At 73.5% G+C, this 21099-nt stretch carries 7 protein-coding genes and 1 pseudogene; 6 read left to right on the top strand and 2 right to left on the bottom strand.

Annotated features, from left to right (window positions below; genetic code table 11):
• Positions 1–28: 28 nt before the first annotated feature.
• Positions 29–10897 carry a type I polyketide synthase gene (locus tag JK359_RS10815; RefSeq protein WP_201834357.1) on the top strand — a complete coding sequence of 3623 codons (10869 nt, stop codon included), beginning with the start codon at positions 29–31 and terminating at the stop codon, positions 10895–10897.
• Between the two features lie 230 nt (positions 10898–11127).
• Here JK359_RS10815 and JK359_RS10810 read toward each other — a convergent pair whose 3' ends face one another.
• The gene (locus JK359_RS10810; protein WP_201834355.1) at positions 11128–13911 is read right to left on the bottom strand and encodes an AAA family ATPase; all 2784 of its coding nucleotides are present in this window, start codon (positions 13909–13911) and stop codon (positions 11128–11130) included.
• A 967-nt stretch (positions 13912–14878) separates the two neighbouring features.
• Here JK359_RS10810 and JK359_RS10805 point away from each other — a divergent pair.
• The 5 genes and pseudogenes from JK359_RS10805 to JK359_RS10790 all read left to right on the top strand — a co-directional run.
• Entirely contained in the window at positions 14879–15838 is a 960-nt protein-coding gene (locus tag JK359_RS10805; RefSeq protein WP_201834353.1) for a cucumopine synthase-related protein, read from the top strand.
• An 87-nt stretch (positions 15839–15925) separates the two neighbouring features.
• Entirely contained in the window at positions 15926–16972 is a 1047-nt protein-coding gene (locus JK359_RS10800; protein WP_201834351.1) for an NAD(P)/FAD-dependent oxidoreductase, read from the top strand.
• 4 nt (positions 16973–16976) lie between these two features.
• Complete coding sequence (locus JK359_RS10795) at positions 16977–18809, top strand: carbamoyltransferase family protein (protein ID WP_236677614.1); 1833 nt, start codon at positions 16977–16979, stop codon at positions 18807–18809.
• 82 nt (positions 18810–18891) lie between these two features.
• On the top strand, positions 18892–19371 hold the full coding sequence (locus JK359_RS38910) for an SRPBCC family protein (RefSeq protein WP_307788054.1): 480 nt from the start codon (positions 18892–18894) through the stop codon (positions 19369–19371).
• 11 nt (positions 19372–19382) lie between these two features.
• Positions 19383–19994 (top strand): annotated as a pseudogene (locus JK359_RS10790) (histidine phosphatase family protein); the annotation flags it as partial.
• Positions 19995–20190: 196 nt separating this feature from the next.
• Here the strand turns inward: JK359_RS10790 and JK359_RS10785 are convergent.
• Positions 20191–20985 carry an SDR family NAD(P)-dependent oxidoreductase gene (locus tag JK359_RS10785; protein WP_201834347.1) on the bottom strand — a complete coding sequence of 265 codons (795 nt, stop codon included), beginning with the start codon at positions 20983–20985 and terminating at the stop codon, positions 20191–20193.
• Between the last annotated feature and the right edge of the window lie 114 nt (positions 20986–21099).

Genomic DNA, 21099 nt, shown 5'->3' with positions numbered 1-21099 from the left:
GCCGAGCCAGCAGGGAGCGACACCGACCGTGGACACATCCGTCGAGCAGATCGTCGAGGCGCTGCGCGAGTCATTGCTCGAGAACGAGCGGCTGCGCCGGCAGAACGACCGGATCACCGAGGCGGCGCTCGAACCCGTAGCGATCGTCGCGATGAGCTGCCGCTACCCCGGCGGCGTCACCACCCCCGAGCAGCTGTGGCACCTGGTCGACTCCGGCACGGACGCCGTCGGGGACTTCCCGGAGGACCGCGGCTGGGACGTCGAGGGCATCTACGACCCCGACCCCGACGCCCCCGGCAGGACCCACGTCCGCGAGGGCGGGTTCCTGTACGACGCGGCGCAGTTCGACCCCGGCTTCTTCGGCATCAGCCCGCGCGAGGCACTCGCCATGGACCCCCAGCAGCGGCTGCTGCTGGAGACCGCCTGGGAGGCGTTCGAACGCGCCGGCATCGACCCGCACACCCTCAAGGGCAGCCGCACCGGTATCTACGCGGGCGTGATGTACCACGACTACGGCAGCTGGCTCACCGAGGCACCGGAGGGCGTCGAGGGCTACCTCGGCAACGGCAACCTGGGCAGCGTCGCCTCCGGGCGCGTGTCCTACATCCTCGGCCTGGAGGGGCCGGCCGTCACCGTCGACACCGCCTGCTCCTCCTCGCTCGTCGCCCTCCACCTCGCCGTGCAGGCGCTGCGCACCGGCGAGTGCAGCCTCGCCCTCGCGGGCGGTGTGACCGTGATGTCCACGCCCGACACGTTCATCGACTTCTCCCGCCAGCGGGGCCTCGCCGAGGACGGCCGCTGCAAGTCCTTCGCGGAGGGCGCCGACGGCACCGGCTGGGGCGAGGGCGCCGGCCTGCTCCTGCTGGAACGGCTCTCCGACGCCCGGCGCAACGGCCACAAGGTGCTGGCCGTGGTGCGCGGCACCGCCGTCAACCAGGACGGCGCCTCGAACGGGCTCACCGCCCCCAACGGCCCCTCCCAGCAGCGTGTCATCCGCGCGGCCCTCGCCAACGCCCGCCTGGAACCCCGCCAGGTGCACGCCGTCGAGGCCCACGGCACCGGCACGCCGCTCGGCGACCCGATCGAGGCACAGGCGCTGCTGGCCACCTACGGCCAGGACCGGGCCCCGGGTGCCCCGCTGTGGCTGGGCTCGGTGAAGTCCAACATCGGGCACACGCAGGCCGCCGCCGGTGTCGCGGGCGTCATCAAGACGGTGATGGCCATGCGGCACGGCCGGCTGCCCAGGACCCTGCACGCAGAGCGGCCGACCTCCCAGGTCGACTGGACGGCCGGCGCCGTCGAGCTGCTCGCCGAGGCCCGCGACTGGCCGGCCGACGGCGAGCCCCGCCGCGCCGCCGTGTCGTCGTTCGGCATCAGCGGCACCAACGCCCACGTCATCGTCGAGGCCGCGCCCGAGGAGGACCCCCGCGCGCAGGAGCCGTCCTGGACCGGCCCGCTGCCGCTGGTGCTGTCCGGCAGGACCGAGCAGGGCCTCGCCGCCCAGGCGCGCCGCCTCCTCGACCACCTCGCCACCGGCACCGACCCCGTCCCCGACGTCGCCCACACCCTGGCCACCGGGCGTGCCGCACTCGACGAGCGGGCGGTCGTCACCGGCGCCGACCTGCCCGCCCTCACCGCCGGACTGACCGCACTCGCCGAGGGCGCCACCGCGCCGAACACGGTCCGCGGACGGCCGGCGGGTGAGTCCCGGATCGCCTTCGTCTTCCCCGGCCAGGGCTCCCAGTGGACCGGCATGGCCGCCGAACTCCTCGAGACCTCACCGGTGTTCGCCGCGCGCATGGCCGACTGCGCCGCGGCCCTCGGGCCCGTCACCGACTGGGACCTCCTCGAGGCCGTACGGGCCCGGCAGCCGCTGGAGCGGGTGGACGTCGTCCAGCCCGTGCTGTGGGCGATCATGGTGTCGCTCGCCGAGGTGTGGCGCGCCCACGGGGTCCGGCCGGCGGCCGTGATCGGCCACTCCCAGGGCGAGATCGCCGCCGCCTGCGTGGCCGGCGCGCTCTCCCTCGCCGACGGCGCCCGCGTCGTGGCCCTGCGCAGCCGGGCCATCGCACGCGAACTGTCCGGCCGCGGCGGCATGATGTCCGTGGCCCTGCCCGAGGCCCGGGTGCGCGACCTCGTCGCCGCGTACGACGGCCGCGTCTCGGTGGCCGCGGTCAACGGCACCTCCTCCGTGGTGCTGTCCGGTGACGCCGACGCACTGGACGAGATCCGCGAGACCGTGGTGGCCGGCGGCGACCGTGCCAAGCGGCTCCCGGTGGACTACGCCTCGCACAGCGCGCACGTCGAGTCGATCCGGGAACGCCTGCTCAACGACCTGGCAGGGGTTCGGGCCCGGCCCGCCGAGGTGCCGTTCTACTCCACCGTCACCGGCGCCCGGCTCGACACCACCGGCCTCGACGCCGGCTACTGGTACACCAACCTGCGGCAGAGCGTGCTGTTCGAGCAGACCACGCGCACCCTGCTCGACGCCCGGTACGGGGTCTTCGTCGAGTGCAGTCCGCACCCCGTGCTCCTGCACAGCATCGCGGAGACCGCCGACGCGGCGGACGCCGACATCACGGGCCTCGGCTCGCTGCAGCGCGACGACGGCGGCCCGGAACGCGTCCTGGCCGCCCTGGGCGAAGCCTTCGTCGCCGGCGTCCCGGTCGACTGGTCGGCCGTGTTCGACGGCATGCCGGTACGCTCCGCCGACCTGCCCACCTACGCCTTCCAGCGCGAGCGGTACTGGCTCGGCCGGTCCGGCTCCACCGGCGACGTCACCGCCGCCGGGCTGCGGGCCACCGGCCACCCGCTGCTGGGGGCCGCCGTCCCGGTCGCCGAGGGCGGCACCCTGTTCACCGGCCGCCTCACCACCGTCACCGCCCCCTGGCTCGCCGACCACGCCGTGTCCGGCACCACCCTGCTGCCCGGCACCGCCCTCGTGGAGCTGGCGCTCGGCGCCGGTCACGACCTCGGCTGCGGGCACCTCGCCGAACTCACCCTCCAGGTGCCGCTGGTGCTCCCGGACCGGGGCGCGGTCCAGCTGCAACTGCACGTGGCCGCCCCCGACGACACCGGCCACCGCGCGCTGACCGTCCACTCCCGCCCCGAGGGTGCCGACGACACCCCCTGGATCCTGCACGCCACCGGCCTGCTCGCCCCGCAGACCGCACCGCCCGCCTTCGACCTGTCGGCCTGGCCGCCCCCGGGCTCCGAACCCGTACCGGCCGACGACGCCTACGCCCACCTGGCCGGCCTCGGCTACGACTACGGGCCCGCTTTCCAGGGGCTGCGCGCGGTCTGGCGGCGCGGCGACGAGACCTTCGCCGAGGTCGAACTCCCCGCAGGCACCGACGCCGGTGCCTTCGCCCTGCACCCGGCCCTGTTCGACGCCGCCCTGCACGCCGACGGCCTCGGCACGCGCGGGGCCGCCACAGACGGGGCGGTCACGGACGGGGCCGCCACGGACGGGCCGGTCACGGACGGAGCCGGTACCGACGGCCAGGACACCGCCCGGCTGCCGTTCGCCTGGACCGGCGTCTCGCTCTACGCGGCCGGGGCCACCGCCCTGCGGGTCCGGCTGCACGACGGGGGAACGCCGGCCCTCCAGCTGGCCGACCCCACGGGCGCCCCCGTCGCCGAGGTCGAGGCCCTGGTCTCACGGCCCGTCGACCCCGCCGCCCTCACCGCGAGCGTCCGCACCGACGACCTGTACCACCTGGACTGGCCGGTGCTGCCGGTGCCCGAGGCGCCCGCACCCGGACACGCCGTCCTGGACGAACGGGGCCCGGCGGCGCTCGCCACCCTGCCCGCGTGGGCGGTGCTGCGGGCCGGCGGCGACGGCCCCGACCCGCGCCCGGCGGCCCGGCGGGCCCTGGCCGCCGTACAGGCATGGCTGGCCGACGAACGCACCGCCTCCGCCACGCTGCTGGTGCTCACCCGGGGCGCCGCGGCCGTGGGGGAGGAGGACGTCACCGACCTGGCGGGTGCCGCCGTGTGGGGCCTGGTCCGGGCCGCGCAGGGCGAGCACCCCGGGCGGTTCGTGCTCGTGGACGCCGACGGCGACGACGCCGCTGCCGCGGTGGCCGCCGCCGCGGCGAGCGACGAGCCCCAACTCGCCCTGCGCGAGGGCACCGTGCACGTGCCCCGGCTGGCCCGCACCACCCCGCAGGGCCTGGCGCCGGCCCTCGACCCGGACGGCACCGTACTGATCACCGGCGGCACCGGAGTGCTGGGCGCCCTGGTCGCCCGCCACCTGGTCCGCGAGCACGGAGTCCGCCGCCTGGTGCTGGCCGGGCGCAGCGGCACCGCCGCCGACGACTTCGCCGACCTGGACGCGGAGACCGTCGTGGCCCGCTGCGACGCCGCCGACCGGGACCAGCTGGCCCGGCTCCTCGCCGAGACACCGCCCGACCGCCCGCTGACCGCGGTCGTCCACCTCGCCGGCGTCCTCGACGACGGGCTGGTGACCGACCAGACGCCCGAACGCCTGGACGCCGTGCTGCGCCCCAAGGCGGACGCCGCCCGGCACCTGCACGAGCTGACCCGCGACCTCGGCCTCGCCGCGTTCGTCCTGTTCTCCTCCGCCGCCGGAACGGTCGACGGCGCCGGACAGTCCGGCTACGCCGCCGCCAACGCCTACCTCGACGCCCTGGCCGCCCACCGCAGGCACCACGGCCTCCCCGCCCACTCCCTGGCCTGGGGCTTCTGGGAGCAGCGGACCGGCATGACCGCCCACCTCACCGACGCCGACGTGGCCCGCATGGGGCGCGCCGGCATCCGCCCCCTCCCCACCGAACAGGGCCTGCGCCTGCTCGACGCCGCCCTGGCCGCCGACGAGCCGCTGCTGCTCCCCGTCGGCCTGGACCTGACCGCGCTGCGCCGCGCCACCGGTGTTCCGCCGGTGCTGCGCGGCCTGGTACCGGCCCCCGTTCGCCGTACGGCGGCCTCCCGCACGGACTCCTCGTCGCTCGCCGACCGGCTGGCGGCCCTCGGTCCCGCCGAACGCGACGCGGCCCTCATGGAACTGATCCGCACGCAGGTCGCCGCCGTGCTCGGCCACGGCAGCGACATGACGCTCGACCCGCGCCGCTCCTTCCGCGAGGTGGGCTTCGACTCGCTGACCGCGGTGGAACTGCGCAACCGCCTCGGCGAGGCCGTCGGCCTGCGCCTGCCCGCCACCCTCGTCTTCGACTACCCCGACGCCGGCGCGCTCGTGGCCCACCTGCGGACGGAACTCCTCGGCACGCAGGCCGAGTCCGTCGCCGAAGTCACCGTCCAGGGGCCGGACGAGCCGGTCGCCATCGTCGCCATGGCCTGCCGTTACCCGGGCGGCGTCAGCACCCCCGAGGAACTGTGGCGGCTGCTGGCCGACGGCGGCGACGGCATCGGCGCCTTCCCCGCCGACCGCGGCTGGGACCTGGACGGCCTGTACGACCCGGAGCCCGGCAAGGCCGGCCACTCCTCCACCCGGGCGGGCGGATTCCTGTACGACGCCGCCGACTTCGACCCCGAGTTCTTCGGCATCGGACCCCGTGAGGCCCTGGCCATGGATCCGCAGCAGCGGCTGCTGCTGGAGACGTCCTGGGAGGCGCTGGAGCGGGCCGGCATCGACCCCCACTCCGTGCGCGGCAGTCGCACCGGCGTCTTCGCGGGCGTCATGTACCACGACTACGGCAGCCGCCTGCGGCGCGTCCCCGACTCCGTGCGCGACTACCTCGGCAACGGCAGCCTCGGCAGCGTGGCCTCCGGCCGGGTCGCCTACGCCCTGGGCCTGGAGGGCCCGACGCTCACCGTCGACACGGCCTGCTCCTCGTCCCTGGTGGCGCTGCACCTGGCCGCCCAGGCGCTGCGGCAGGGCGAGTGCACCCTGGCGCTGGCCGGCGGTGTGTCCGTGATGTCGACCGTCGACACGTTCGTGGACTTCAGCAGGCAGCGCAACCTCGCCGCCGACGGCCACGCCAAGTCCTTCGCCGACGCCGCGGACGGCACGGCCCTGTCCGAGGGCGCCGGGGTGCTCGTGCTGGAGCGGTTGTCGGATGCCCGGCGCAACGGGCACGAGGTGCTGGCCGTCGTGCGTGGTTCCGCGGTGAACCAGGACGGTGCCTCGAACGGGCTGACGGCACCGAACGGGCCTTCGCAGCAGCGGGTGATCCGGCAGGCGCTGGCGGCGGCCCGGCTGTCGGCCGCCGATGTGGACGTGGTGGAGGCGCACGGTACCGGTACGACGCTGGGCGACCCGATCGAGGCACAGGCGCTGCTGGCGACCTACGGCCAGGACCGGCCCGCCGGTGTCCCGCTGTGGCTGGGGTCGGTGAAGTCCAACATCGGGCACACCCAGGCCGCGGCCGGTGTCGCGGGCGTCATCAAGATGGTGCTGGCGATGCGTCACGGCGTGCTGCCGCGGACCCTGCACGTCGACCAGCCGTCCACCAAGGTCGACTGGGACGCCGGCGACGTGCGCCTGCTGACCGAGGAGCGTGACTGGCCGGCGACGGACCGCCCGCGCCGCGCCGGCGTGTCGTCCTTCGGCATCAGCGGCACCAACGTGCACGCGATCCTCGAGGAGGCACCGGCCGGGGTCCCCGCACCGGCCGGGGTCCCCGCACCGGCCGGGGTCCCCGCACCGGCCGGGGTCTCCGCACCGGCCGGGGTCCCCGCACCGGCCGGGGTCCCCGCACCGGCCGGGGTCCCCGCACCGGCCGAGGTCCCCGCACCGGCCGAGGTCCCCGCACCGGCCGGGGAACCGGTGCGGACCCCCGTCCTGCCCCTCGTGCTCTCCGGCGCGAGCGAGGAGGCGCTTGCCGCCCAGGCCGCACGGCTGCGTACGGTCTCCGACCGGCCCCTGCCCGACCTCGCCCACTCCCTGGCCACCGGCCGGGCCGCCCTCACCCACCGCGGCGCCGTCGTCGCCCGCGACCGGGACGAACTCCTCGCGGGTCTCACCGCGCTGGCCGACGGATCCGCCGCCGACGGCGTGCTCCGTGGCCGGCCCGCCGACGGAAAGGCCGCCTTCCTCTTCACCGGCCAGGGTGCCCAGCGCGCGGGCATGGGCCGCGGCCTGTACGCCGCCCACCCCGCCTTCCGGCAGGCCCTCGACGCCGCCTGCCAGGCACTCGACACCCACCTCGACCGCCCGCTGAAGGACGTGATGTGGGCCGGGCCCGGCACCGAGGAGGCCGGCCTGCTCGACCGGACCCTCTACACGCAGTGCGCCCTGTTCGCCGTGGAGACCGCCCTGTACCGGCTGCTCGAGTTCCACGGCGTCCGCCCGGACTGGCTGGCAGGCCACTCCATCGGCGAACTCACCGCCGCGCACGTCGCCGGCGTCTGGGACCTGGCGGACGCCGCCCGGCTGGTCGCCGCGCGCGGCCGGCTGATGCAGGCGCTGCCCGCCGGGGGAGCGATGCTCGCCCTCGACGCCACCGAGGACGAGGTGCTGCCCCACCTCGGCCCCGACGTGTCCGTCGCCGCCGTCAACGGCCCCCGCGCCGTCGTCGTCTCCGGCACCGGGACCGCCGTGGACGCCGTGGCCAAGGCCTTCCCCGGACGCCGTACCAAGCGGCTGCGGGTCAGCCACGCCTTCCACTCCCCGCTGATGGACCCGATGCTGACGGAGTTCGAGAAGACGGCCCGTGAACTGCGGTACGCGCCGCCCGCGATCGCCCTCGTCTCCAACGTGACCGGAGCGCGGGCCGGCGCGGACCAGGTGTGCGACCCCGCGTACTGGGTCCGGCACGTCCGCGAGGCCGTCCGCTTCGGCGACGGCGTCCGCACACTGGAGGCCGACGGCGTGCGCACCTTCCTCGAACTCGGCCCCGACGCCGTCCTGACCGCCCTGGGCGCACACGCCGTCATCGACACCGACCGGACGGCGTTCGTCCCCGCCCTGCGCCGCGACCGCGACGAGCAGCAGACCTTCGCGACGCTGCTCGGCACCGCCTACGTCCGCGGGCTGGGCGTCGCCTGGCAGCAGGTGTTCGCCGGCACCGGCGCCCGCCGCACCGACCTGCCGACCTACGCCTTCCAGCGCCGGCGGCTGTGGCTGGACGACGAGCCCGGCGCCGCCACCGACGCGGCCGGTCTCGGCCAGGCCCCGGCCGGGCACCCCATGCTCGGCGCCGCCGTGGAGCTGGCCGGAGACGACCGGACGGCCCTGACCGGACGACTGTCCCTGGCCACCCACCCCTGGCTCGCCGACCACGCCGTGGCGGGCGTCGTCCTCGTCCCGGGCAGCGCCTTCGTGGAACTGGCCGTCCGGGCCGGCGACCGCACCGGATGCCCGCAGGTCGACGAACTCACCCTCGAACGGCCACTCGCCCTGCCCGAGCACGGCGCCGTCCACCTCCAGGTGGCCGCCGGGGCCCCCGACGCCGACGGCCGCCGGCAACTGACCGTGCACGCCCGCCCGGAGAGCGCGGACGGCGAGTGGACCCGGCACGCCACCGGCGTTCTCGCCCCGCGCACCGCACCCGAACCGCCCGCCGAGACCGCCTGGCCCCCCGCCGGAGCCGTCCCCGTCGACGTCACCGGCACCTACGGCCACCTGGCCGGACAGGGCTACCACTACGGCCCGTCGTTCCGTTGCCTGCGCGGCGCCTGGCGGCTCGGCGAGGAGATCTGCGCCGAACTCGCCCTGCCGGACCCGGACGCGGCCGACGGCTTCGGACTGCACCCGGCGCTGCTCGACTCCACCCTGCACGCCATCGACCTGCTCGACGGCCAGGACCCGACGGTGATGACCCTGCCCTTCTCCTGGGAAGGCGTCACCCTGTACGCGACCGGGGCCACGGCGGTACGGCTGCGCCTGACCCCGCACGGTACCGACCACATGACCCTGCGCCTGTACGACGGCGCCGGGGAACCCGTGGCCGAGGTGACGTCCCTGCGCATCCGCCAGGTGACCGCCGAGCAGCTCGACGCGGCGACGCCCGCACCCGGCGACCTGTTCGGGGTGCGCTGGACCGCGCAGGCGGTCAGCGCCGACGCCACGGCACCCGAACCCCGCACCTTGACCGTGCCCGCCGACACCGGCACGGCGCCTGAACCCGGCGCCGTGACCGCCGACGCCGGCGACGGCACGGGGCCCGAACCCCGCACCCTGACCGTGACCGCCGACAGCGCAGACGACACGGCGCCCGGGCCCGGCACCCTCACCGTGCCCGCCGGCACCGGCGACGGCACCGAACCGCCCGCGGTGGCCCGCCGTACCGCCGTTCAGGCACTCACCGCACTGCGCCGGCACCTCGCCGACGCCCCGGACACAGAGCCGCTGGTGGTCCTCACCCGGTCCGCGGTCGCGGTCCACGCCGGCGCCGCGCCCGACCCCGCCCAGGCCGTGCTCTGGGGCCTGGTGCGGGCGGCGGCGGTCGAGCACCCCGGCCGCTTCGTGCTCGTCGACACCGACGACGACCCGGCCTCGGCCGCCGTGCTTCCGGCGGCCGTCGCCACCGGCGCACCCGAACTCGCCCTGCGGGCGGGCACGGTGTACGTGCCCGAACTCGCCCGGACGCCCGACGCGGAGCAGGACGGATCGCCCGGCCTGGACCCGGGCGGCACCGTCCTCGTCACCGGAGGCACCGGCAGCCTCGGCCGGCTCCTCGCCCGGCACCTGGTCACCCGGCACGGCGTACGCCGTCTGCTGCTGGCCGCCCGCGGCGGACGCCTCCCCGAGCCCGGCGCCCTGGACGACCTGGCCGCCCTGGGCGCGACGGTGACCGTCGCCGCCTGCGACGTCACCGACCGGGCAGCGCTCGCCGCACTGCTCGCCTCCGTGCCGGCCGAGCACCCGCTGACCGCCGTGGTGCACGCCGCGGGCGTCTTGGACGACGGACTGCTCACCGACCTCACGCCACAGCGGCTGGAGGCGGTGATGCGGCCCAAGGCCGACGCCGCCTGGCACCTGCACGAGCTGACCCGGGACCTCGGCCTCGCCGCCTTCGTCCTGTTCTCCTCCGCGGCCGGCACCCTGGGCGCCGCGGGTCAGGCCAACTACGCGGCGGGGAACGCCTTCCTGGACGCCCTCGCCGCGCTGCGCCGCACCGAGGGGCTCCCTGCCCTCTCGCTCGGCTGGGGGCTGTGGGACACCGGGGACGGCATGGCGGCCGGGCTCGGTGAGACCGAGCTGCGCCGGCTGGCCCGCGACGGAATCCTGCCGCTGCCCGCGGACCGGGCACTGGCCCTGTTCGACCGTGCGCTGACCGCTGCCGGCAGCCCGGACGCCGGCCCCGCTCTACTGCTGCCGGTCCACGTCCAGGTCACCGAGGACGCTCCCGCCCTGGTCCGGGGCCTCGCCCCGGCGGCCGTACGCCGCACCGCCCGGGCGGCGGCCACCGGGGCACCGGCCCCCGCCGAGTCGCTGCCCGAGCGGCTGGCCCGGCTGGCGTCCGCCGACGCGCTGCGGCTGCTGGTGGAGACGGTGTGCGGTCATGTCGCCGACGTCCTCGGACACGGCTCCGGCGGCGCCGTCGACCCCCAGCGCTCCCTGGGCGACCTGGGCGTGGACTCGCTCGCCGCCCTGGAACTGCGCAACCGGCTCGGCGCCGACACCGGTCTGCGGCTGTCCACCACGCTCACCTTCGACCACCCGACCTCCGACGCCCTCGCCCGGTACCTCTTCGAGGAACTCGGCGGGGACCCCTCCGGCGACCTCGTCGACATCGAGGCCGAAGTGGTGCGGCTGGAGGCGGTACTGGGCGACGCGCTGGCTGCTGCCGCGCCGGACCAGGAGCAGCGGGCCCGGGTGGCCGCCCGGCTCCGCGCCCTCAGCGCACGCTGGGACGGCACCGGGGAATGGCGGGACGAGGGGGCCGGTCCCACAGGCGGCGCGGGACTGGAGACCGCCACCGCCGACGAGCTGTTCGGCATCCTGGACGACGAACTCGGCAGCTTCAGCTGAGGACCGTGTCCCGGCGCCGTGCTCCGCGGCCCCACCGGTGGTGTCACCGGTGGGGCCGCGGCCCGCTGCCCGCACGGACGACAGGGAGGGGCCCTTGGCCCGTGCACGGGAGGGACGGGCGGAAGCGCTCTGCGGCCGTGCGCGAGAAGGAGGAGAGGGAGCGCTCTCAGACCGTGCAGGAGGAGAGGGAGCGCTCTCAGAGCGTGCGCAAAAAGGAGGGGTGGGTGCTCTCAGCCCGTGGACGAGTGGGTGCTGGCCCAGCGGTCCGACAGCTTCGGGATGCGGTGCTCCAGCATCTTCGACGGCAGTTCGGAACGGCTGGCCACGTTCAGCTTGCGGTAGACACGGGTGAGGTGCTGCTCGACCGTGCTGATCGTGACGTGCAGCCGGGTGCTGATCTCACGATTGGTGTACCCGAGCGCGGCCAGTCCGGCGACCCGGCACTCCGCGTCGCTCAGGATGGCGGGGCCGGCCTCCGTCTCGGCGCTGTCGGACCGTACCGGATCCTCCAGCAGGTGCGCGTCGACCGGCGACTCGATGCGGCAGGCCTCGGCCTCCCGCGCCGCCTGCCGCGCCACCAGCCGGGCCCGGGCGTACTCGCCCAGTTCGTAGTGCGCCGCGGACAGATCGGCGTACGCCTGGGCCAGCGCGTACCGGTCCCCGCACGCCTTGAGCAGGTCGATCGACTCGCGCAGCAGCGAGGCCCGGCGGTGCGGCTTGCTGGTGGCCGCCAGCAGGCGCAGCGCCATGGCCCGGGCCCGGGAACTGTGGCCGCCCGGCAGCCGCAGCTGCTCCTCCGCCCACTCCCGGGCCGTCCGGGCCTTGCCGATCCGCAGGTTGGCCAGGGCCAGGTCGGACCGCCACGGTATGCCCTTCTGCAGGCTGGGGTTGCCTTCCCGCAGCAGCCGCCCGCAGGCCTCGAAGTCGTTGAGCGCGGCGAAGGGCCGGTCGGTGACGAGGTAGTGATGCCCACGCGCACGCAGATACTGGATGCCGAACACGGTACGGAACATCGGCTCGGGCACGTCGTGCTTGAGCAGTTCCTCGGCCTCCGGGTAGGAGCCCATCGCGGTGAGCGCGGAGATCGCCGTCGACAGCGGGAGGCCGATGAGCACCCCCCAGCTCTGGGCGCGCAGTGTGCCGAGCGCGGCGAGGGCGCCCTGCGCGGCGGCGGTCACGTCCCCCTGGAGCAGGGCGATCTCCGCCCGGATGCCGCCGAGCAGGGCCTGCCAGGTCGTCGCCCGGCGTTGCACCGCGCACTCCAGCAGCGCATCACAGGCCTCGGCGGCGACCGCGGGCCGGTCCGCGTGGGCGATGGCCAGCAGCGACATGGCGACCAACTCAAGGTTGAGGTGGTCCAGTTGATGCCCTTGCAGAGCCTGCGCGACGGCCGCGGCGGACTCGTCGGTGGCCTCACCGCCGATGAGGGCCGCCACCCGGGCGGCCAGGCCGCAGGTCGCGGCGAGCGCCTGCCGGCGGCGCGGGTCGAGGCCGCTCGGCGGGGCGCCCTTGCCGGGCAGCGCGACGCCGTAGAACCACTGCCGTACGAACTCCACCTCGGCGATGATCTGGGCGTCGGCGGTCGACTGGGCGCGGACGAGCGTGGCCACGGCCTGGGCGGCCAGTTCGGTGTCGCCACGCCACAGCATGTACCGCAGGACGGTGGCGGTGTCCCGCATGGTCAGCTCGCCGGCCAGCGCGGACGCGCGCAGCGGTTCCAGGTGCGGAGCGGCCGCCGCCGGATTGGTGCGCCACTCCACGCGGGCGAGCGCCACCGAGAGGGCGTGCCGTTCGTGCTCGTCGGAGCAGTCGCGCAGGACCAGGCCGAGGTAGTCGGTGCAGCGCTCCATGTCGTCCGCCGCGAGGGCCTGTTCGGCGGCGGCGCGCAGGATCCCCGCGCCCCATCCCTCCGGGACGAGGTCCGCGGCACGGAGGTGCCGTGCCACCTCGACGGCGGGGGCGCCGGAACGATACAGCATGTGGGCGATCCGGCCGTGCAGACGGGATCGTGCGGCGGCGTCCATGTCCTCCAGGACCGCGTCGGCGGCGGTCGGGTGCCGGAAGGCGTGACCGTCCAGCAGTCCCGAGGAGTTGAGCACGTCGACGGCTTCCTGGGTGCCGGCCGGTGTGGTCCCGGTCAGCTCTCCGACGGGTACCGTTTCGGCGAGGGCGCCGAGCGCGGCCAGGGCCCGGGCCACCCGGACGTGGTCCGCTTCGCCGCGGTGCAGCAGCGACAGCACGGCCTGGCGATAGGCGGCGCCGGCGACGGGGCTGCCTATCTCGGCGCCGAAGCGGGTGCTGTCGTCCAGCAGGGCGTGCACCAGGAGGGGGCTGCCCGCGGTCGCCCCGTGGTAGGCGCTGCGAACGCTGCCGGACAGGGCCTGTCCGGCCTGCGCGGCCAGGAGTTCGCCGATGCTCGCCTCCGACAGCGGAGCCAGGCGTACGCGTCGGTGCGGCTGGCGGAGCAGATCGGTGTGGGCCGGCGAGCGCATCGCGCCGAGGTGGCCCGAAGTCGCGCACACCACGAGCAGCCGCCGGGAGCGGCTGCGGTGCAGCAGGCTGACGATCGTGCGCAGGGAGGCCCGGTCCATGGCGTGGGCGTCGTCCACGGCGATGACCAGGGGGCGCTCGTCGCGGGCGAGGCGCAGAAGGGCGTCGGCCGTGGCGTGCCCGCTGGATGTGTGGGCGGCTCGGTGCCCCGGCTCCGTGGACGGGCGGTTCTCCGCCGGCGAGTTCACGGGCGGGGCGTGGTACGAGACGGTGAACTCCGTATCGGCGTTGCGTAGTAATTGCCCCGCCAGACTCATTGGCTGATTTCTTTCGGACGGGCAGGCGGTACCGGTCAGTATGCGGGCGCCGGTGTTGTTCAGCGTCATGAGAAATTCATGTACAAGCTGCGTCTTGCCGGAACCGGGGCCGCCCGTGATGATCACGAGCCGGCCGTGTCCCCGGGCGCTTTCGGTGAACGCTTCACCCAGGATCTGAAGTTCTCTCGTTCGGCCGAAAAAGTGCATCGTGGCTCCCCCCTTGAATATCTTTCCGAGTGAGGTGGTGCCCCGTTCCCCCGAGACGAGGCTGCGTCGTACAACGGTGCGTGGGAATTCTGCGAGGGCGACCGCACCGCCGCAAAGGCGGCGCGCCGGGGGAGGGTGCACGGCCATGGCGTCCGGCCGGCGTCCCGCATGCTCTGCGTCCGTCCACCGATGTGATCCGGACCTGCACCGCGCAAGGGATGTGGCATCCTCCGGTCCCCCGATGTGCATCTGTCGCGTACCACGGGTGGACCTCAATGCTACGTCCTCATTGATGCGTCGATTCTTACCGCTGGTTCAACCACGAGGTGGCTCGAAATCCATGGAGCGAAGGGTTTCGGCCATTTTCTGGCCGACTTCGATTAGATCGTCCGCGGGTTAGTCGGTCGGGTGCCGAATAAAGATTAGATGCGCATAGCAGACAGAAAGGCTATCTGTCCAGGCCAACGCTGTCAACTGCCGTCCTGTTCACGCCTCTTGCCTACTCTCCGGACGGTCCGCCGAGGCGTCCTTTTACAGTCTGTTGATTTACCGGACGGTTAAAGGAAGGGACCGGGCATCGCGAATCGTGACATCGGTCACGGGAAAGCGCTTCCGGTGCCCGTTCGGGCAACCGTCATTGCCCCGCGCGCTTCTCAATCTTCGGGCTCTTTCCGGAATGCCGCCACCTCGCCGGGCTCCGCCGGCCCGGGAGGGGGGAGCCGTTCGCCGCAGGTGGTGCCTGCTGCCGGCCCGAAGGACACCGCCGGCCATGGCCGCTGCGTCCGCAGTGGCCCGGGAACCATGAAGCCGCCCGCGTACCAGTCCACCTGAGCTGCGGTCCTTGTAGGAATGCACAAACTCCGGATCACTCGGGCCGCCCAGGTTTCATGGTTTCAACGCCTGTCTGAAACAAGCCTGTTGACGATCTACTCCTCGGGCAAGCACGAACCAACGAACGGGGAAAGTCTTGTCCGAGAAGCTGCCTGGCCGTCAGATCGAGATCTCCTGGCCCGACCTCGGCATCACGGTCGCCGCCGACCTCGACGACCGCAACCCGGCACTCGCCGACGCCCTGTGGGAGTCCCTGCCCTACCAGAGCCTCCAGGGACACGCCCTCATCGCGGGCGAGCACCTCTACCACGTGGCTCCGATACCCGCCCTGCTGCACACCCCCCACGCCACCCGTATCCCCGACCGGCGCGAGGCGCCCGACGGCACCGTGTTCTGCTCCGGCTTGCAGCACCTGGGCATCAAGTACGGCACCCTGACCGAGCCGATGCCCGCCACCCCCGTCGGCCGGATCCGGGAGGCGGACATGCCTGCCCTGCTGGAAGCCGGGGCGGCGATATGGGACGCCGTCTACTCCACGAAGAAGCAGATCCTCGCCGAGGTCCGCCGCGCGGGCGAGCCGGGCGGCCACCGCATCCCGGTGCTCCACGCCACCAACACGGACGCCCGCCGCCTGATCGCCGACATCGCCGCAGAGACCGAGAAGACCTGGCTCGTGCCGCCGGCCGAGCTGGAAGACCTCCACCAGGGCGTCATCCCCTCCCGGGCCGGCAACTTCGGCACGGTCCTCCCCACCCTGCTGTTCGTCAACGGCGAGACCCGGCCCCTGGGTTACGCCGCCTACGGGGGACTCGTCCGCGCCGCCGTCCAGGACATGCCCATGCCCTCCCTGGTCCACATGACCCGCCTCCTGGTCGGGGTCCCCGCCGAGTTCCTGGGGTACTGCGGCCTGGAGCAGCTGTGGGCGTTCACCCAGCGCTTCCTCGACGTCCTCGACGCCCTCGACCGTGACGACTTCTACGCCGTCACCAGCCAGATGGCCCTCTACATCAACTGTCTCGGCGGCTGGAACCTCCAGCTGTACCCGTGGGAGACCGGCGACCACCTGCGCCAGCAGGGCGCCGCGGAATGCGCGTAGCCATGCCCCGAGCGGAGCCCGCCGAGGAGATGACGACACCGGTGCTCATCCCCGCCATGAATCCCGCACCACAGGAGAAGGAAGACCTTGAGCGCCCTGCCTGCCCGCGCTGACGCCGTCGTCATCGGCGGGGGAGTGATCGGAACCTCCGCCGCCTACCACCTCGCCGAAGCCGGCGTGGACACCGTCCTGCTGGAACGCGGAAGCCTCGGCGGCGGTGCATCCGCGCACACGGCGGGCATGATCCGCACCTACTTCCCCGGCGACCCCGGCACCGGCCGGATGGCCGTACGCAGCCTGAACGCCTATCACGACCTGGCCCGCCACACCGCGGCCCCCCTCGCCCTGAAGCGGCTCGGGCTCATGGTGCTGTTCACCGACGAACAGCAGATCGCCGCATTCGAGGCCGGCCTCGAGGCCCAGCAGGCCGCCGGTGTCCAGGTCGGCCTGATCAGTGCCCGCGAAGCGTGGGGACTCAACCCGTTGATCGACGAGCGCGCCGTCCTGGCCGCCGCCTGGTCCCCCGAGGCCTACCACGTGGACGGCCTCGACATCGTCCGCGGCTACGCCGCCGGCGCCCGCAGGCACGGCGCCCGGCTGTTCACCCACACACCCGTCACACACATCGACGACGACAACACCCTCCACACCCCGCAGGGCAGCATCAAGGCGGAGAGCATCGTGTGCACGGCCGGCCCCTGGTCCGGCGAGGTGGCATCCATGGCGTCGCTCGACCTGCCGATGGCTCCCCGTGGGATCGAGATGCTGTTCACCGACGTCCCGCAGTCGCCGCACCGCGAGATGCCCATGACGATGCACGCCACATCCGGCCTGCGGATCCGATCGTGGAAGGACCGCATTCTCCTCGCCATGGGCGTGCCCAAGGCCGGCGAATCGCGCGAGGCCTGGCTCGGCCGCATCGCCGGCCAGCTCGGCACCCTGTTCCCCGCACTGGAGGGCACCGGCCTCCATCACGCGTGGGCCGGCGACTTCGACGCCGGCCCCGACAACCGTGCCCTGATCGGCGAACACCCCACCCGCCGCTTCCTGTACGCGGCCGGATTCACCGGCGCGGGCCTGTGCCAGGCACCCGCGGCCGGCGAACAGCTCCGCGACCTGCTGATCGCCAAGTAGCCCCATGACCGGAAAGAATGCTGTGATTGTTCTCGGATGTAATGGTTTCAGCCGGGTGTCGGAGTTCTTCTCCGAACGCTTCGGTGCGACCGGCATCAACAAGCACTACCTCCTGGGCCACGACGCCGCCGCCGCGCTCCTGATCGACGGCCGCCTGGTCGCCGCGGTGGAGGAAGAACGCCTCAACCGGGAGAAGAAGACCACCGACTTCCCCGCGAACGCGATCGACTGGTGCCTGGAGGAAGCCGGGATCACGTTCGACGACGTGGACCTGTTCGCCTTCCCCTGGAACTGGTCCACCGGGATCCTGAACGAGATCCTCGACGGCATCCGCACCTCGCCGATGCCCCAGCCGGCCAAGTCCGGCCTCATGGCCGACATGGCCGACCTGTTCGACCAGGTCGTCAGCCACGAAGCGATCCTCGCGGACTTCGAGGCCCGCACCGGACACCGCCCCGACCCGGCGAAGGTCCGCTTCGTTCCGCACCACCTGGCCCACGCCACGACCGGCTACTACCTCGCCGGCATGAAGGACGCCGCCTTCCTCGTCAGTGACGGCCGCGCCGAACGCTTCTCGACCTTGGCGGGCGAGATCCGCGGCGGCCGGATCACCGTCTTCGACGACACGGTCACCGGCTCCGAGTACTCCATGGGCACCCTGTTCTCCGCCCTCACCCGTTTCCTCGGCTTCGTCCCCAACAATGACGAGTACAAGGTGATGGGCCTGGCCGGATACACCGCGCCCCCGGCTCCGAACCCGTTCGTCGAGCGCCTGCTGACGCTGCACGACGACGGCCGCTACACCTTCACCGAGCCGCTTCGGACCGACGACCCCCACAGCCACGACGCCCTGTTCGAGGAGTACTTCGGCCCCTTCGAGGACACCCTCGCCTACAAGGCCCGCGTCGCCGCCGCCGCGCAGCAGATGCTGAACGTCGCCACCGCCCACCAGGTCAGCCACCTGGAGAGGAGGACGGATCTCGGCCGGCTGCTCTTCGAAGGCGGCGTCGCCCTGAACTGCCTGAACAACACCCCGTTGTTCGAAGGCTCCCGCTTCGAGGACATGCAGGTCAGCTTCGGCGCCTCCGACACCGGCATCACCATCGGAGCGGCAGCCCACGCCTGGCTCAACCACCCCGGCACCGATCCGGCGGACATCCTCGCCGCCTCCGCGCCCGTCACCCCCTACCTGGGCCCGGCCTACGACGACGCCGCGATCGAGCAGGCCGTCGAGGGCTTCACCGGCCGCGTCGTCGTCACGCGCCTCGACGACGACGAGGTCGTCGAGCACGTGGCGAAGCTGCTGACGGAGAAGGTCGTCATCGGCTGGTTCGAGGGCCGCATCGAGCACGGGCCACGCGCACTGGGGCACCGCAGCATCCTCGCCAACCCCGGATTCACCGACATCAAGGACATCATCAACACCCGGGTCAAGCACCGCGAACCCTTCCGCCCGTTCGCTCCCCTCGTCCTCGAGGAGCAGGCGCCGCAGATCTTCGACATGGGGCGCAAGACCAGCTCCCCCTACATGACGTTCGTCTTCCCCGTCCGTGACGAGTACAAGGACCGCATCCCGGGTGCCGTACACGTGGACGGCACCTCCCGCATCCAGACTCTGACGGACGAGGGCACCCCACGGCTCACGGCACTGCTGCGGAAGTTCATCGAACTCACCGGCACCCCCTGCCTGATCAACACCTCGTTCAACGTCGCCGGCGAACCCATCGTCTGCACCCCCACCGACGCCCTGAACTGCTTCATGGGCACCGAGATCGACTACCTGGTCCTCGGAAACCACCTGATCGCCAAGAGCGAGTCCCCGCGGCCCACGCGATAGCCGCGAGGGCGGCCGCACCGAACCGTCCGACGCGTGGGTCACCCGGACCGACCGCGTCACCTACCAGAAGAAGGAACACCCCGTGCCGATCCAGCGCAAGCACACCATGTACCACTCCACCATCCTCGAGGCCGACCCGGACACCGTGTGGGGGACGGTCCGTGACGCCATGCAGATTCTCGAGATCGTCTCCCCGGGCGACCTGGACATCCACACCGACGTCACCTGGACGGAGGGCGGCTCGGTCGACACCGTCCCGGCCCGCTACGACTTCAGGCTCACGCTCAACGGCGGCCTGGTCCAGCAGGAGATCGCCGCCCGGGACGAGATCAACAAGACCCAGTCCTACCGGGCCGTCGCCCCCACCAGCGGGGTCCAGAGCTACGAGGCCACCATCCGCGTGCGCCCCATCACCAACGACCCGGCCCGCAGCTTCTTCGAGTGGTCCCGGATCCTGGAGATCGCCGAGGACGCCGACCTGAACGTGGTCGAGGCCATCATCGACGTGATGGAGAAGCAGACCGACGCCGTCCGGGACCACTTCGCGAAGAACGCGAAGTGAGGGACGTGACGACGCTCGTACTGCTGCGGCACGGCGAAACCCTGCTCACCCCGCAACGGCGGCTCTCCGGCAGCGGAGGATCCGACCCGGGACTCTCCCCGGTCGGACGCGACCAGGCCCGGGCGGCAGCGGACGCCCTCGCCCGCCGCGGCGGCATCGACGCGGTCGTCACGTCACCGATGCGGCGCTGCCGGGAGACCGCCGGTTCCGTGGCCGCGCGCCTCGGCCTGGGCGTCCAGGTCGACCGGGACCTGCGGGAAGCGGACTTCGGCGGCTGGGAGGGCCTGACCTTCGCCGAAGTCCGCGAACGCCACCCGGACGACCTGAACGCATGGTTCGCCTCGCCCGACAGTCCCCCCTCGGGCGGGGGCGAGACCATGCGACAGGTCACCCGCCGGGTCACCGCGGTGAGAGACGGCCTCATGGCCCGGTACGCCGGCGCCACGGTTCTGGTCGTCTCCCACGTCGGACCGCTCAGAACCCTGATCCGCCTCGCCCTCCAGGCCCCGGCGCACAGCTTGTTCCGCATGGAAGTCGCGGCGGCCTCCCTGTCGACGGTGACGTACGACGAGGACGGCACCGCCACGGTGCAGACCCTCAACGACACCCACCACTTGACCTGACCCGCACGCCGAGGGGCCCGGCCCGCACCACACGCGCCCGGCCCCTCGGCACGCCCGGCCAGGCGCGGGGGCTGAGGCCCACCAGTGGATGCGCGCGCTCGACGGCCGGCTCGACGCATGCACAGCCGGGGGCCGCGAACGGACGGCCACCGGGATCGTGTTCCGGCTGACGAAGCGTGCGGGGACGTGAACACGGTCAGGGAAGGATCGAGTCGATGTAACCGCCGTCGACCCGAAGCGCACCGCCGGTCGTGGCGGATGCCTGCTCGGAGCTGAGGTAGACCACCATGTGCGCGATCTCCTCCGGCTCGATCAGCCGCTGCAGCAGCGACTGCGGGCGGTGTTCCCGCATGAACACCCGCTGCGCCTCCTCCCAGGGCAGCTCCCGGTCCACGAGGCCGTACACGAAGTCCTCGACGCCACCGGTGTGCGTGGGCCCCGCGATGACGGAGTTCACCGTCACGCCCGTGCCCGCCGCCTTCTTGGCGAACCCCCGGCTCACCGCCAGCAGCGCCGTCTTCGACATCCCGTAGTGGATCATCTCCGCGGGGATGGCGACCGCCGAGTCGCTGGCGACGTACTGCACCCGCCCCCAGCCCCGCTCCGTCATCCGCGGCAGGTACAGCCGGGTCAGCCGTACGGCGGCGAGGACGTTCACCTCGAAGTAGCGCCGCCACTCCTCGTCGGTGATCTCCAACGGGTCGGCGGCGCCGAAGACGCCCAGGTTGTTGACGAGGATGTCCACCTGCGGCAGCGCCTCCGCCACCCGGGCCACGCCCTCGTCGCCCGCCACGTCGGCGGCCACCGGCACCAGTTGCCCGCCGGGAGCCTCGCGGGCCAGCGCCGCGACACTCTCGGCCACCCGCTTCTCGTCACGCCCGTTGACGCCCACGCGGGCCCCGGCCCGGGCGAGGGCGACGGCGATGGCCGCGCCGATGCCCTGCGTGGAGCCGGTGACCAGTGCGGTGCGTCCTGTCAGATCGATGTGCATGGGCGGGCTGGTTCCCTTCGAGCGCAAGCGGATGCCACGGCCCGACAAGTCTGACCGCCGGGCCCGCCGAACCCGCGAACGGCGCGGCACCGCTGGGCCGTTCGGGCCCGCCCC

The organism is Streptomyces actinomycinicus, assembly GCF_016741775.1.
Classification (GTDB): Bacteria; Actinomycetota; Actinomycetes; order Streptomycetales; family Streptomycetaceae; genus Streptomyces; species Streptomyces actinomycinicus.
This window is presented reverse-complemented; position numbering and strand designations above follow the sequence as displayed.

Coding starts and splice junctions, on each gene's coding strand:
- JK359_RS10810 (WP_201834355.1), bottom strand. CDS start 13,911: ATGCACTTTTTCGGCCGAACGAGAGAACTTCAGATCCTGGGTGAAGCG.
- JK359_RS10785 (WP_201834347.1), bottom strand. CDS start 20,985: ATGCACATCGATCTGACAGGACGCACCGCACTGGTCACCGGCTCCACG.
- JK359_RS10795 (WP_236677614.1), top strand. CDS start 16,977: ATGACCGGAAAGAATGCTGTGATTGTTCTCGGATGTAATGGTTTCAGC.